14 protein-coding genes are annotated in these 13,946 nt (G+C 38.4%); 8 read left to right on the top strand and 6 right to left on the bottom strand.

Annotation, left to right across the window (positions count from 1 at the left end; genetic code table 11):
- Positions 1-450 precede the first annotated feature (450 nt).
- From DCS32_RS05650 to DCS32_RS05635, 4 genes are all read left to right on the top strand, one after another.
- Positions 451-1,590 carry an SPFH domain-containing protein gene (locus tag DCS32_RS05650; RefSeq protein WP_108877383.1) on the top strand — a complete coding sequence of 380 codons (1,140 nt, stop codon included), beginning with the start codon at positions 451-453 and terminating at the stop codon, positions 1,588-1,590.
- A 63-nt stretch (positions 1,591-1,653) separates the two neighbouring features.
- Positions 1,654-2,757 carry a DNA helicase PriA gene (locus DCS32_RS05645; protein WP_108877382.1) on the top strand — a complete coding sequence of 368 codons (1,104 nt, stop codon included), beginning with the start codon at positions 1,654-1,656 and terminating at the stop codon, positions 2,755-2,757.
- 54 nt (positions 2,758-2,811) lie between these two features.
- Positions 2,812-3,162: a tRNA-binding protein gene (locus DCS32_RS05640; protein ID WP_108877381.1), complete on the top strand. Its 351-nt coding sequence runs from the start codon at positions 2,812-2,814 to the stop codon at positions 3,160-3,162.
- A gap of 177 nt (positions 3,163-3,339) precedes the next feature.
- Positions 3,340-3,756 (top strand): OsmC family protein, encoded by a 417-nt coding sequence (locus DCS32_RS05635; RefSeq protein WP_041295646.1) that lies wholly within the window; start codon positions 3,340-3,342, stop codon positions 3,754-3,756.
- A gap of 76 nt (positions 3,757-3,832) precedes the next feature.
- Here DCS32_RS05635 and DCS32_RS05630 read toward each other — a convergent pair whose 3' ends face one another.
- The 5 genes from DCS32_RS05630 to DCS32_RS05610 form a co-directional block, all read right to left on the bottom strand.
- Positions 3,833-4,519 carry a hypothetical protein gene (locus DCS32_RS05630; protein ID WP_108877379.1) on the bottom strand — a complete coding sequence of 229 codons (687 nt, stop codon included), beginning with the start codon at positions 4,517-4,519 and terminating at the stop codon, positions 3,833-3,835.
- A gap of 21 nt (positions 4,520-4,540) precedes the next feature.
- Positions 4,541-5,491 (bottom strand): OmpA family protein, encoded by a 951-nt coding sequence (locus DCS32_RS05625; RefSeq protein WP_108877378.1) that lies wholly within the window; start codon positions 5,489-5,491, stop codon positions 4,541-4,543.
- Positions 5,492-5,779: 288 nt separating this feature from the next.
- Positions 5,780-7,333, bottom strand: coding sequence for an aldehyde dehydrogenase family protein (locus tag DCS32_RS05620; protein ID WP_108877377.1), 1,554 nt, complete (start codon positions 7,331-7,333; stop codon positions 5,780-5,782).
- A gap of 184 nt (positions 7,334-7,517) precedes the next feature.
- Positions 7,518-8,054, bottom strand: a complete 537-nt coding sequence (locus DCS32_RS05615; protein ID WP_108877376.1) for a 3-hydroxyanthranilate 3,4-dioxygenase — start codon at positions 8,052-8,054, stop codon at positions 7,518-7,520.
- A 122-nt stretch (positions 8,055-8,176) separates the two neighbouring features.
- Positions 8,177-8,671 carry a CAP domain-containing protein gene (locus DCS32_RS05610; RefSeq protein ID WP_108877375.1) on the bottom strand — a complete coding sequence of 165 codons (495 nt, stop codon included), beginning with the start codon at positions 8,669-8,671 and terminating at the stop codon, positions 8,177-8,179.
- 216 nt (positions 8,672-8,887) lie between these two features.
- Between DCS32_RS05610 and DCS32_RS05605 the strand changes: the two genes are divergently transcribed.
- From DCS32_RS05605 to DCS32_RS05595, 3 genes are read left to right on the top strand one after another with little or no spacing between them, the layout of a single operon-like run.
- Positions 8,888-9,958: an isoaspartyl peptidase/L-asparaginase family protein gene (locus DCS32_RS05605; protein ID WP_108877374.1), complete on the top strand. Its 1,071-nt coding sequence runs from the start codon at positions 8,888-8,890 to the stop codon at positions 9,956-9,958.
- Between the two features lie 59 nt (positions 9,959-10,017).
- The gene (locus DCS32_RS05600) at positions 10,018-10,365 is read left to right on the top strand and encodes a hypothetical protein (protein WP_108877373.1); all 348 of its coding nucleotides are present in this window, start codon (positions 10,018-10,020) and stop codon (positions 10,363-10,365) included.
- Between the two features lie 30 nt (positions 10,366-10,395).
- On the top strand, positions 10,396-10,923 hold the full coding sequence (locus tag DCS32_RS05595; protein ID WP_108877372.1) for a GNAT family N-acetyltransferase: 528 nt from the start codon (positions 10,396-10,398) through the stop codon (positions 10,921-10,923).
- A gap of 4 nt (positions 10,924-10,927) precedes the next feature.
- On the opposite strand, the gene DCS32_RS05590 is transcribed toward DCS32_RS05595, so the two are convergent.
- Positions 10,928-11,392: a CBS domain-containing protein gene (locus DCS32_RS05590; protein ID WP_108877371.1), complete on the bottom strand. Its 465-nt coding sequence runs from the start codon at positions 11,390-11,392 to the stop codon at positions 10,928-10,930.
- Positions 11,393-11,593: 201 nt separating this feature from the next.
- Here DCS32_RS05590 and DCS32_RS05585 point away from each other — a divergent pair, with 201 nt between their 5' ends.
- A complete protein-coding gene (locus DCS32_RS05585; protein WP_239057569.1) occupies positions 11,594-13,888 on the top strand; it encodes a M28 family peptidase in 2,295 nt (764 codons plus the stop codon).
- Positions 13,889-13,946: the final 58 nt, after the last annotated feature.

The raw sequence follows: 13,946 nt of genomic DNA, 5'->3' as shown, positions 1-13,946 counted from the left end.
AACAACAACCTCTATAGCATTATAAGAAAAGATGTTCAGCAGCTCTATTAATAAATCTTTTGTGTAGGGTGTTTAAGAATAACTTATTAATATAGGGGTTTACGCCCTTGTAAATTCACGCTATTATATCCCTTAGAGATCCATAAATCTGGTTCATATTTGTAATGTATTAATCACTTAAAAAGATATGTCATGAATACAAATACGGAAGAGTGGGGACTTCTAGAAGAAATTTTTCAAGATGAGGAATTTGATGTTTCTTATTTCTCAATAGAGTTTCCAGATGGAAGCTCATATGAGTATCAAGGATAGATGATAAGCCACCATACATTGTTTTGAGTTGCCTTTATATAGGCAAATAAGACCTGCTATTGTTTGAGGGAACGATAGTAGGTTTTTTTATGCTCCTTTTTTCATAACTTTAAAACACAAAATAAAACAACACAACCTATGGATATTTTCAGTAAAATTAAAGAGAAGCTCAGTAATGAGTTTATAGATATTGTCGAGTGGCTAGACTACACAGATGATACCATTGCTCACCGTTTTGAACGTTATCAAAATGAAATTAAAAATGGTGCAAAGCTTGTTGTACGTGAAGGACAGACGGCAGTGTTTGTAAATGAAGGCCAACTGGCAGATGTTTTTACACCTGGAACGTATGATCTGACTACTCAAAATTTACCAATATTATCTACTATTAAAGGTTGGAAATATGGCTTTAACTCTCCATTTAAAGCAGAAGTTTATTTTGTAAACACGCACTTATTTACAGATGAAAAGTGGGGAACTAAAAACCCAATTACGTTAAGTGATGATCGTTTTGGCCTTGTAGAAATTCGCGCTTTTGGAACCTATGCCTTTAAAATTGCAGATGCTGGAAAGTTTATTGTAGATATCGTAGGTACAGATAACAACTTTACAAATTTTGAGATTAATGAGCACCTCAAAAGTCTCATTGCAACAAGATTTACAGATACGGTAGGAGAAGCAAATCTTCCTATAGAGCTGTATGCTGCAAATACTTCAGAGCTTTCTGAGACGTGCCAAGAGGTAATGAAGCCAGAGTTTATGTCTGTAGGTATTTCTCTTGAGAAGTTTTACATCGAGAATGTATCGATGCCAGAAGACCTCAAGAAAGAAATATTTGAATACAGTCGTCTGGATAAAATCGATCTAGATAAACTTACTAAGTTTAAAACTGCAAAAGCTATAGAAGCTGCAGCTACAAATGAAGGTGGTACTGCAGGAGCAGGAATGGGTATGGGAATGGGCTTTGTACTCGCACAACAAATGGGCGGAATGATGTCTCCACAAATGGGAGGACAACAACAAGCACAACCCCAAATGAATCAAGGAGGAATGATGCCTCCACCTATGCCAGCCGCAGTACAATATTTTTATGCGGTAAACGGTGCTCAACAAGGGCCCGTAGGTTTAGATCAACTCAAAGCTTTGTTTGCAAATCGCACTATCAATAAAGAGAGCCTTGTGTGGAAACAAGGAATGGCTGCATGGACTGCACTGCAAGAGGTGGAAGAGCTTAAGTCTTTCTTAGGAGGTAACACACCGCCGCCGTTACCACAATAATATTTTATAACTAAAACCTTTTGAGGTGCGTATTCCTATATATGCACCTTTCATTATTCCTATATGGAAGAAACACCCATTCATAAAACTGAACTTAAAAAAGCATGTATAAATTGTGGTGCAGAGCTTAAGTATAAGCCAGGTACCACGTCTATTACCTGTGAGTACTGTGGGCATCAAGAAAAAATATCACTAGAGACCAGTAAGTTTGAAGAACTAGAGCTTTATCCTTACTTGGATAAAATGGGAGATCAAAAAAACAGCGAAGAAATCTCAATGCTTCACTGTAAAAATTGTGGAGCAAACCAGCATGTAGAAGAACATTATAAATCCCTGCATTGCGTGTATTGCAGTATGCCACTCATACTTGAAGATATGCGCAAGGAAGACTGGATTTTGCCAGGAGCGGTATTGCCATTTCAAATAGATCAGAGTGCCTCTTTTACTATTTTTAAAAAGTGGGTAAACGGTTTGTGGTGGGCTCCTAATAAATTAAAGAAAGCCTCGCTAGATCCTCAGTTTACAAAAGGACTGTATTTACCTTACTGGACCTTTGATGCGCAACTTGCTGCAAACTATACTGGCCAGCGAGGGGAGTACTACTATGTGACAGAAACGTATCGAGATAGTAAAGGAAAAACGCAATCTAGACAAGTGCAAAAAACGCGATGGTATCCTGCTTCTGGCAGTGTATTTGGATTTGTAGATGACACCTTGATAGAAGCCTCAAAACAGCGAGCAGGAAGAGTTCCTTCTAAAATTGCTAGATGGGATCTTAAAAAATTACAACCCTTCAACAGCGGATTTTTATCTGGTTTTGTGACAGAAAAATATACGATTCCTCTCAAAGATGGTTATGGTAAATCTCGTGATGTTGCAAAGCGAATAGCATCTACTTGGGCAGCTAGAGACATAGGTGGCGATACACAACGCGTTTCATCTATAGACATGAAGCTCGCAGAGGAGACGTTTAAACACATTTTATTACCCGTTTATGTGAGTTCATACCGATACAACGGGAAGGAATATAACTTCTTTGTTAATGGAGAAACGGGAGCACTTTCTGGAAAACGACCGTATTCATTTTGGAAGATTTTCTTTGCCATACTAGCAGGTCTTATGGTGATAGGAGTTATTGTTTTGCTAGCTAGTAATGGGCAACAGTAATGTAGATTAATAACTAACTTATGAGCTATTTAGTTTCTGTTTTAAAAGTCAACTATGGATGATAAACAACATGAAAATTTGACCTGGAGTGATTTTACTAAAGTAGAAATGCGAGTAGGCACCATCTTATCTGCAGAGGTTTTTGCAGAGGCTAGAAATCCATCCTATAAAATGGTTGTGGACTTTGGTGAGTATGGTAAAAGAAAAACATCTGCACAAATCACTCAGTTATATACGACTCAAGAACTAGTGGGAAGGCAAGTGGTTGCAGTCCTTAATTTTCCGCCAAAGCAAATTGCAACAATGATGAGTGAGTGTCTCGTTCTGGGAGGTTTAGGAAATGAGAAGGATGTTATTTTAATAGCTCCAGATAGAAAAGTAGCAAATGGCACGCAAATAGGTTAATGACTTTCAACCTCCTCAAAACAAGTGTAGACTATTAGTTGAGGTCATTATAAAGCTTTGTTAAAGATGATGTTATATGCTGTTAATACCGCTTTCGCGAAAGCATAATCTAATTACTTTTACTTCATATTAATAACAGCGATGAAGACATGTTTTTGTCGTTTTAAATTACCAATTATGAAATTTACAAGGAAAGCAAGCGCGCACTGGGCAGGAAGTGGGAAAGAAGGTAAAGGATCAATATCAACAGAAAGTACGGTATTAGATAAAGCACAATATGCATTTGGGACTAGATTTGAAGATGGCGTGGGGACTAACCCAGAAGAGCTTATAGGTGCTGCACACTCAGGCTGCTATACTATGCAATTGAGCTTCTTGTTAAATGAAGAAGATTTTGTTGCAGATAGTCTTGACACAGATGCTCACGTAACTTTTGAAGATGGCGAAATCACCACCATCAAGTTAGTAACCAAAGGGAAGGTGCCAAATATCTCAAAAGAGAAATTTGAAGAGATTGCTCAAAAAGCAAAGGAAGTGTGCCCACTGTCTAAACTTATGAAAGCAGAAATCACACTAGACGCCACATTATTATAGTAAACAGTTTTTTACAAAATGAAAGTCCGCTATGAAATGTATCATAGCGGACTTTTTTTATGGTATACTGTGTTACTTACGCCTTACCATAATCATGCTCATCTTGCCATTTTTTGAGCTCTGCCCATTTTCCTAGTGCTGCCATTTCTGCTTGCATAGGCCATGTCCCTGGACGATGTATTTCATAGCGTTTTCCACCAGAATTAAGTACTTCTTGGCACTTCTCTACAGAGGTGCTTGCTAGTGATGCCCAAGTTTTAATATCATGATTGTGAAATAGCTCTGAGATTTTTGGTCCTATGCCCTCTACGATGGTGAGGTCATTTTCTCTTACTTTTTTCTTTCCGTACGCACTTTTTGCAGCAATTGCATCAAATGTCACCCCAACAACACTGTTACTTTTTTCTTGTGGAAGGTTATTTTCTGTGACAGTGTTTGTGACAGCGCCTGTTGCAGCACCTGCTGCAAATGAGCTTGCGATACTCGCAGTGCTAGTTGCCACTATGGGAGCTTTTTTTGCTAGACTAAGCTTAGACTGACTTGAAGCTAAATCTGCTTCTAAGGATGCAGTTTTACGAGTGCAAGCATCAAGATCTGCTTGTAGTGACGCTGTTTTGCGTTTGCAAGCATCAAGATCTGCGCTGTAGTCTATTGTTTTATTATTACTACTGCCAAAAAGGCGACCCAATAAATATCCTAAAATACCGCAGATGACACCTGCGATGAGTGGCCATATCCAGCAAGCTACGTTTGAAAAATCCATAATTATTTTGTTTTTGGTCTGTTAGTTTAGTGTGATGACTGCGCGTCTGTTTTTATTGCGTCCTTCCTCGGTATCATTTGTTTCAATAGGGCTGCGCTCTCCCTTTGAAACTGTTTTGATTTTTGATCCTGGAATACCGTTGTTTGCGAGGTATGCCTTTGCAAATTCTGCTCTTTCTAATCCTAATCTATCGTTAGTTGTGAGGCTACCTTGACTGTCTGTGTGACCTTCAACAGTGATGGTTGCACCTTCTTTTTTATCTAGATAGCGGCTTATGTCTCCTATTTGTAAGCGTTGTTTCTCGCTTAGTGTTACAGAGGCTTCTCCATAATCGAAGTACAATACTAGTGGGTCTGCTCTTAGGCTATTCTCTATGTTTTGTAGTGCCGTGTTAGTAGCATCAAGATCTCCATTTGCCTGATTAAAGATCCTGTATTCTATAGGACCTTTGTAAACGTTGCCATCAGGAACTAGTGATGCGCGTAGCTCTCCATACGTATTAATACGGCTAGAAGGAATTCCTTGATCAACAAAATAGTTTTTTACCGAATTTGATCTCGCAAGTCCAAGATCTGCAAATGCTGAGGTGTTTTTTTCTCCACTATCATAATATCCTGTGATATCCATCATCTTATCTTCATTACCGGCAGTCTCAAAGTATGCTTTGAGTTCACCTACGCCATCTGTCACCTTTCCAGAAATAGGAGGTAATATTGAAAATGATGAAGTGTTGAAGTTAAAGTTGTCATTGCTGTTGAAGGCAAAATTACCGTCAGGTCCTTTAAGGTTAAAGGCCATTGAGGTTGCTACTTCTGGAGCAGCTACTGCAGGAGGATTGTCAATAGTTGTTTCTCTTTGGTTGTTTTGCAAATCACTATTTCCAGTGGTATTGCAGCAAAAAATCCATGCGAGAATCATACAAATAACAATCGTAAGCAGCATACCTAGGAGGTATCCCGTTTTCTTACTCATTTGTTTGTTTTTTAGGTGATTACTGTTTCTTAAAGTTAGTTAAAATATTAACACTTACAACTTTTTAGGTTTGATATTCAGTAGATTATGTATTTGCTCGATGATTTTAAGAGATTAGTCGAGTAAAAATTATCAAGTTCAAGCGTAAAACGTAGGTTACATACTGTTTTGCTTATTATGCAAAGAGTGGATTTGATGTGTTCACTTTTTCGCGGAAGCGCACAAAAAAACCGTTTCCTTTAGTGGGAAACGGTTTTAAAATAAGTATTACTTAAAAGAGATAGTCTCTTATAAATCAAATTTAATTCCTTGAGCAAGCGGTAGCTCGGTTGTGTAATTAATAGTATTAGTCTGTCTTCTCATGTATACTTTCCAAGCATCAGATCCAGACTCGCGGCCTCCTCCAGTGTCTTTCTCACCTCCAAAGGCTCCACCTATCTCTGCACCAGAAGTACCTATGTTTACGTTTGCAATACCACAATCTGATCCAGCAACACTTAAGAAACGCTCTGCCTCGCGAAGATTATTTGTCATAATAGCAGACGAAAGTCCTTGTGCAACGCCGTTTTGAAGCTCTAAGGCTTCCATTACATCTCCTTTGTATTTTAATAAGTATAATACAGGAGCAAAAGTCTCGTGCTGTACAATCTCATAATCATTACTAGCCTCTGCAATCGCTGGCTTTACGTAGCAACCGCTCTCATAACCTTCTCCACTAAGGACTCCACCTTCTACAATAAGGTTACCACCTTCTGCAACCACACGTTCTAGTGCGCTGTTGTAATTAGCAACTGCATCTGTATCAATTAATGGTCCTACGTGATTATTTTCATCAAGAGGATTACCTATGCGTAACTGTCCATATGCTTTTACTACGGCGTCTTTTACTTTATCATACATACTCTCATGTATAATAAGACGTCTAGTAGATGTACAGCGTTGTCCAGCAGTTCCTACAGCACCAAAAACGGCACCGATTACTGTCATTTTAATATCTGCGTCTGGAGTTACAATGATTGCATTATTTCCCCCTAGCTCAAGTAGTGACGTTCCTAGACGTTCTCCTACCGTAGCAGACACCTTTTTACCCATACGAGTAGAACCGGTAGCAGAGATAAGAGGTACGCGCTTATCTGTAGTCATCATCTCACCTACTTTGTAATCTCCGTTTATAAGGCATGAGATACCTTCTGGCATATCGTTAGCTTTAAGAACCTCTGCAATAATGTTTTGACAAGCAACACCACAAAGCGGTGTTTTTTCTGATGGCTTCCATACACAAACATCTCCACAAACCCAAGCAAGCGCTGTGTTCCAAGCCCAAACAGCTACCGGAAAATTAAATGCCGAAATGATACCTACCACACCCAGCGGGTGGTACTGCTCATACATTCTGTGACCAGGACGTTCTGAGTGCATAGTAAGACCGTGTAACTGTCGAGAAAGACCCACTGCAAAGTCACAGATGTCTATCATCTCTTGTACTTCACCTAGTCCTTCTTGATATGATTTACCCATCTCATAAGAAACGAGTTTACCTAATGGCTCTTTTACCTCACGAAGTTTGTTTCCAAACTGACGTACCATTTCTCCTCTTGCTGGAGCTGGCATGGTTCTAAAGTCTTTAAACGCTGCCGTTGCAGAGGTCATTACTTTCTCGTAATCTTCCTTTGTGGTAGTCTTTACTTTACCTATTAATTGACCATCTACTGGAGAATAAGACTCGATAATGTCTCCATTACCAAAACTTTTTTGACCTGTAGAGGTTCCTTCATTTATATCAGAAATGCCAAGTATTTTAAGCGCTTCGTCCATTCCAAAATCTTTTGCTACTGTGCTCATAGTTTTTTGAATTATTGAGTGAAGAAAACATACATAGCGATCTTACTCAATGATTAATAATTTCTTTAATATACATCTGCTGCAATAGAGGTGTAGTTCTGAGTCAAATCTAAGGATAATTCAAAGGCTTCCATAAAAAAGGGCGTGTTATTAAACACACCCTAAAAATTATTCTGTTTTTTTACTAATCCGTAGTAAATCGCTCATCTACTTCCATGACAGTCCCACAGTTATTACAAGTTCTATGTTCTTTGCTTCCATAGAAATCTTTAAAGTGTCCTAAAAAGTCTTTTTCAATATCATTAAGCTTAAAGAATACCTCATATAATTTATGATTACAGTTATCGCAGAACCATAATAATCCATCTTTTCCATCAAGGTCTACTCGCTTGCGTTCTATCACCAGACCTATAGAGTTTTCATGCCTAACAGGTGAGTGTGGTACACCAGCGGGATGTAAATACATATCACCAGGACCTAGGTGCATAGTGCGCTTTACTCCCTCATCTTGTACGTGTACCTCAATAGTACCTTCTATTTGAAAAAATAGTTCTTCGGTCTCATTGTAGTGGTAGTCTTTACGCGCATTTGGGCCGCCTACAATCATCACAATATAATCACCAGCATCTTTATATAAGTTCTTATTGCCTACGGGTGGCTTGAGGAGATCTCTATTTTCCTCAATCCACTTATTTAAATTAAACGGTTGTTGAATTGCCATAATATTATTCTTTGTATAAAAATACAATTTATAGAAGTACGCTTTCGCGAAAGCGTAAAAAAACAACCCCGTCTACTGTTGTAAACGGGGTTGATAATCAAAACTGATTTTGGGGTATCTTTTTATCGTATAAATAGTTGTGTATAGTATGGTATTCCTGTTTCTGTCATGACGATGCCTACACCTGTGTGTGTGTAATCTCCTTCTATTGCTTGCTTATGAGCAGGACTGTTAAGCCATCCTTCTAGAACTGACGCTGCATCTCTAAAACCGTAAGCAACATTCTCACTCACCATGTCTGCCCCATTTTCTTGCAATATAGCAGCACGCTCATAAAAATTATCGTGACTAGCAGCATTTTGAGCTACCATATAACTAGAGTGTCCTACTGCAAGATTTTCTGAATCTGTGTGCCACTGTAGCGCAGATAGACCTAGAGATGCCCTATAGTCATTAAGTACATCAAGTACCTCTTCGGCAAGCTCAATGTTATTTTCTACTTCAATAGTAGTTTCTAAATTTGCAAGAGTATCTATCTCTGTAGATTCTTCGCTGGTGCACGCGCTTAGGAGGCACAACGCAACTAGTGCGTATAAAGTTTGGCTAATCAATTTCATAATTTGGGGTTATGAGTTTATTATGACTGCAATATAAAACTATTTTGCACTTAAACGTATATTTTGTGTATTTAATCGATGAAATACACAAAAAAATTCTATTTGTAAGAAATTTCAAAGGAATTACTGTGTATTTCGTCGATGTTTTTGAAAAACCCAGTTCGTTTTAAAGTTTCTTTCTCCTTATATTTAGACACTTACAAAATCGTAATCTTTATGAAAAAATTAGTTTTTAGTATTATTTCATGTTTTTTAATCATGTCTTGCGACATGCCAGTTAAAAAAGAAAATTCTAAGGAAGTTGAAAATACTATCCCCGCAGATCAAAAATTTGGTCTTGTTATACATGGAGGAGCAGGTACTATTCTCAAAAAGAATATGACAGATTCACTAGAAAAAGCATATCGTCTTAAGCTAGAAGAAGCTACAAAGGCTGGTCATAAAATTCTAGCCGATGGTGGAACTAGTATGGAAGCCGTGACAGCAGCTATAAATATAATGGAAGACAGTCCTTTATTTAATGCAGGAAAAGGTGCTGTCTTTACACATGATGGTACAAATGAGCTTGACGCAAGTGTAATGGATGGTAAGACGCTTAATGCGGGAGCCATCTCTGGAGTAACAACAGTAAAAAATCCTATTGATCTTGCAGTAGCTGTTATGGATAAATCTGAGCATGTGATGTTAAGCGCAAAAGGAGCAGAGCAATTTGCACAAGAGCAAGGACTAGAAATTGTAGATCCTTCTTATTTCTATACAGAAAGACGCTTCCAATCTTTACAGAAAATAATAGATAAAGAAAAAACACAGCTCGACCACGATGATGATAAGAAGGTGGTATTTATGGATCCTTATATAAAGGACAGTAAATTTGGAACCGTAGGTTGTGCGGCGTTAGATAAATATGGTAACCTAGCTGCGGGAACTTCTACAGGAGGAATGACTAATAAACGTTACAATCGTATAGGTGATGCTCCTATTATAGGTTCTGGTACGTATGCAAATAATGCTACGTGTGCAGTAAGTAGTACAGGATGGGGAGAATTTTTTATACGAGCACAGGTGGCTCACGATATTTCGGCAATGATGGAATATAAAGGAGTAACACTTCAAGAAGCGGCTAGCGAAGTTATCCAGAAGAAAGTTCCAGCTTTAGGAGGCGATGGAGGTATTGTAGCGATAGACAAAGACGGTAACGTTGCGATGGAATTTAACACTGCAGGAATGTACCGTGCTCATATGAATGCTACCGGAGATCTAGACATTAAGATTTATAAGAATAATTAAAGAGTATTAACCTCATAATATGGACGCTTGAGCTTTGAGCTCAAGTATCTAGCAAGTATATGGAAAGAGCTTGTCCCGAGTGTGGAGATAAAATCATAGGTCGCGCAGATAAAAAATTCTGTAGTGACTCATGCCGTAATTCGCACAACAATAATCAAAATAAGGACTCAAAGAATATCATGCGCAATACTAATAATGTATTGCGCAAAAATTATCGCATTTTAGAGGGTCTCAATCCAGAAGACAAAACCAGAACAACCAAGTCTAAACTCAATGCAGCTGGATTTGACTTCAATCTATTTACAAGTATCTATACTACAAAAGCCGGTACAGTATATTACTTTGTGTATGATCAAGGTTACTTGCCGCTTGAAGGTGATTTTTATGCGCTTGTGAAGCGGGCATAAAATTGAAGCGGATTTAATTCTAAATTAATTATGACCTACCACATAGAAACAGAACATCTCATCTTACGCGAGGTTCGTATAGAAGATACAGGAGGTGTGTATCTTCTAGATAGCAATCCAATAGTACATGAATATTTAGGCAAAAACCCTATTACATGTATGGGAAAGGCGCGAACGTATGTAGATTACATTCGTATGCAATATGAAACCTACGGTATAGGTCGCTGGGCAGCGATAGAGAAAAGCACAGGAAATTGGATAGGGTGGACGGGACTCAAATATAACTTTGAAAAAGAAATGAATGGCCACACTAATTTTTATGATATAGGCTATCGTTTTATGCCTGAGTATTGGGGTAAAGGTTATGCAACCGAATCTTCAATTGCGGCAAGAGATTACTTTTTTGAATATTTTCCAAATACAAAACTCTGCGGCATGGCAGAGTTAGGGAATAAAGCATCTTGCAGAGTACTAGAGAAGATAGGCCTCGAGCGCAAGAATAATTTTATATATGAAGCTCAGCAAGTAGAACTTGCTTGGTTTGAAAAAATGCCATAACAGTTTATTTCCAAGTTTGACCGTTGAGTGCTAGCGCAGCTTTAAGAACATCCTTCTGGCTTATCTGCCCTACAAGCTTGCCGTTTTCTACAATAGGGAAACGCCTGTGTTTTGACTCTAAAAATTTATTTGCCGCATCAAAAACATTCATATTACCATCTATCGTATCCACATTAGTCACCATGTGATTAGACACCTTCATATTATCCATAGGCATATTGTAGTAGCGGCTTTCAGAAATTTGCTTCATACAGTCACCTTCAGAGATAATACCCAGTAGTTCGTTATTTCCATTAACCACGGGACCACCAGAAATCTTGTGTTTAATTAAGTTATTCATCACTTCTAGCACCGATTGATCAGGAGAAAAAGTAATGAGCTTTCGGCTCATGTAATCACTTACCTTAATGTCTGTAGCGCTGCTTTTGGTGTCCTTTGCGCGCTTACCCATAAAACTTTTAATTGCCATAACTTGCTGATTTTGTTCTCTTAAAGTTAGTGATTTAATTTTAATCTCTAAGGTTACGCTTTCGCGAAAGCGTACTCAAGCTCATAAATTCGTATTTTACAAGCACCAAACCAATAGATTACCTTGTCGATGAAACGTTTATCCCATATTATTTCATTTATTCTAGTGTTGTTTTTAGTATTTGTGAGCTTTTACTCACTCATGCCTAAGACAATAAGTGACAAAGAAACTCCGCTTACAGAATTTTCTACCGCAAGGGCATTATCACATTTAAAAGTAATCTCGGCAAAGCCGCATTTTGTGGGTACAGCGGCACATACAGAAGTGCAGCAATATATAGTACAAGAACTTCGCAAGCTTGGTCTAGAGCCGCAAGTGCAAGAAGGCTTTGTAAATGAGGAATGGAATGGATACAGTAATCTTACAAAGCCTCAAAATATCATAGCTCGTATAAAAGGAAGTGGCGATGGTAAAGCGTTATTACTTATGTCACATTATGATAGTGCACCGCATAGCGCATCTCATGGCGCTAGTGACGCAGGTTCTGGTGTGGTAACCATACTAGAAAGTATACGAGCATACCTTGCTAGCGGAGTCACTCCTGTAAATGATATCATAATTTGCATCACAGACGCCGAAGAAATTGGCCTAGATGGCGCTCAGCTTTTTGTAGATGAACACCCATGGGCAAAAAACGTGGGACTTGCCCTCAACTTTGAAGCACGTGGTAGTGGTGGTCCTTCTAATATGATTGTAGAGACTAATCATGGTAATAAAAATCTCATTAATGGATTTATGGAAGCAGGAGTGGAGTACCCAGTAGGGACTTCATTAATGTATAGTATTTACAAAATGTTGCCTAATGATACGGACTCGACTGTTTTGAGAGAAGATGGCGATATCGACGGTTTTTTCTTTGCATTTATAGATGATCATTTTGACTATCATACGGTAAATGACACTTTTGAAAACTTGGATCGCAAGACACTAGAGCACCAAGGAACCTATCTAATGCCTTTGCTCACACATTTTGCATCTGCAGATCTCACCAACATAAAGTCAGATGAAGATTACGTGTACTTTGATGCCGCTGTGGCCAACTTTGTTGCATATCCATTTTCATGGATCTGGCCTATGCTAGCAATTGCGATTGTCCTGTTTATAGTATTACTAGTTTATGGATTTAAAAAGGAACAATTGAGGAGAAAATATGTTGCTAGAGGTTTCAGCACTTTCTTCCTTACATTAATCTTAGGAGGAGGGCTTTTTTACCTCTTGTGGGAGTTATTAAAGTATATATATCCTACGTATGAAGACATGCTGCCCGTTTTTATCTATAATGGTCACTGGTATATTATTGCCTTTGCGTTACTAGGCTTTAGTTTATGCATGGGTATGTATCATAGGCTTACCGTGGCACAAAACACGGCAAGTAATATGGTAGCTCCACTTGCGATGTGGCTCATCATTAATATACTTGTTGCCGTTTATTTAAAAGGTGCTGCCTTTTTTATCATTCCTGTATATTTTGGGTTAATTGCTTTCTATGTGCTTATAGCGCAACGTAAGCCTAGTGTGCTGTTACTTGTCTTACTGTGTGCTCCAGCTATATTTTTATTAGCCCCGTTAGTGCAATTCTTTCCTGTAGGTTTAGGACCAGATATGCTCTATGCGAGTGTTATCTTTTTAATACTCCTTTTTGGATTAGTATTGCCAGTATTTGGCTTATATAGAAACAAGAAGTTCTTGGCATATTTGAGTTTGCTAGGAGCACTCATTTGTTTTGGGATTGCTCACATGAACTCAGATGCTGCAGTAGATCGTCAAGCACCTAATAGTCTTATTTATTATCAAAATACAGATACAAATAGAGCATACTGGGCAACATATAATAAGTCGCTTGATGACTGGACCAAAGGATATCTAGGAGAAAACCCAGAACAAGCAGCTATGTACATAGGTAATGCTGCAGGTAGTAAGTATAATACTCCATATACCTATGCAAAGGAAACTGCTGTAATTGATTTGCCAGAAAGTACGGTGCAGCTAGATAAAGACACGCTGGTAGATGGGTTGAGGTACATGACACTTACAGTCACACCTAATCGTACTGTGCATCAAATGCGTATGTATACAGCTATAGAAACTCCTTTACAGCACATTTCTTGGAATGGTGTTGCTGTAAATGCAGATAGTACTGAGACGCTTTATAAGAAACGAGGTAGTAAAGGGATTTTGAGCTACTACAGAGGTAAAAATGACAAGCTGGAGTTTACATTTGCAGTGCCAGAAGGTGTGAGTCCTAAGTTTACGCTCAAGGAGTTCTCGTATGATTTATTAGAAAACCCAAAATTTACAGTTTCTGCGAGGCCTAATACTACGATGCCAAAACCATTTGTACCTAACGACGCGATCATAGTTGAGCGTACGATTGATATTGCTGAGTACGCTTTCGCGAAAGCAAAAAAAGATAGCATCAACGCTGGTGTAAAATAGTAATGTAATTCTCGACAAGAGTATAGAAGTAACTACTTATTATAGTTGCTGCTGAAGA

This window comes from Dokdonia sp. Dokd-P16, assembly GCF_003095655.1.
Classification (GTDB): Bacteria; Bacteroidota; Bacteroidia; order Flavobacteriales; family Flavobacteriaceae; genus Dokdonia.
This window is presented reverse-complemented; position numbering and strand designations above follow the sequence as displayed.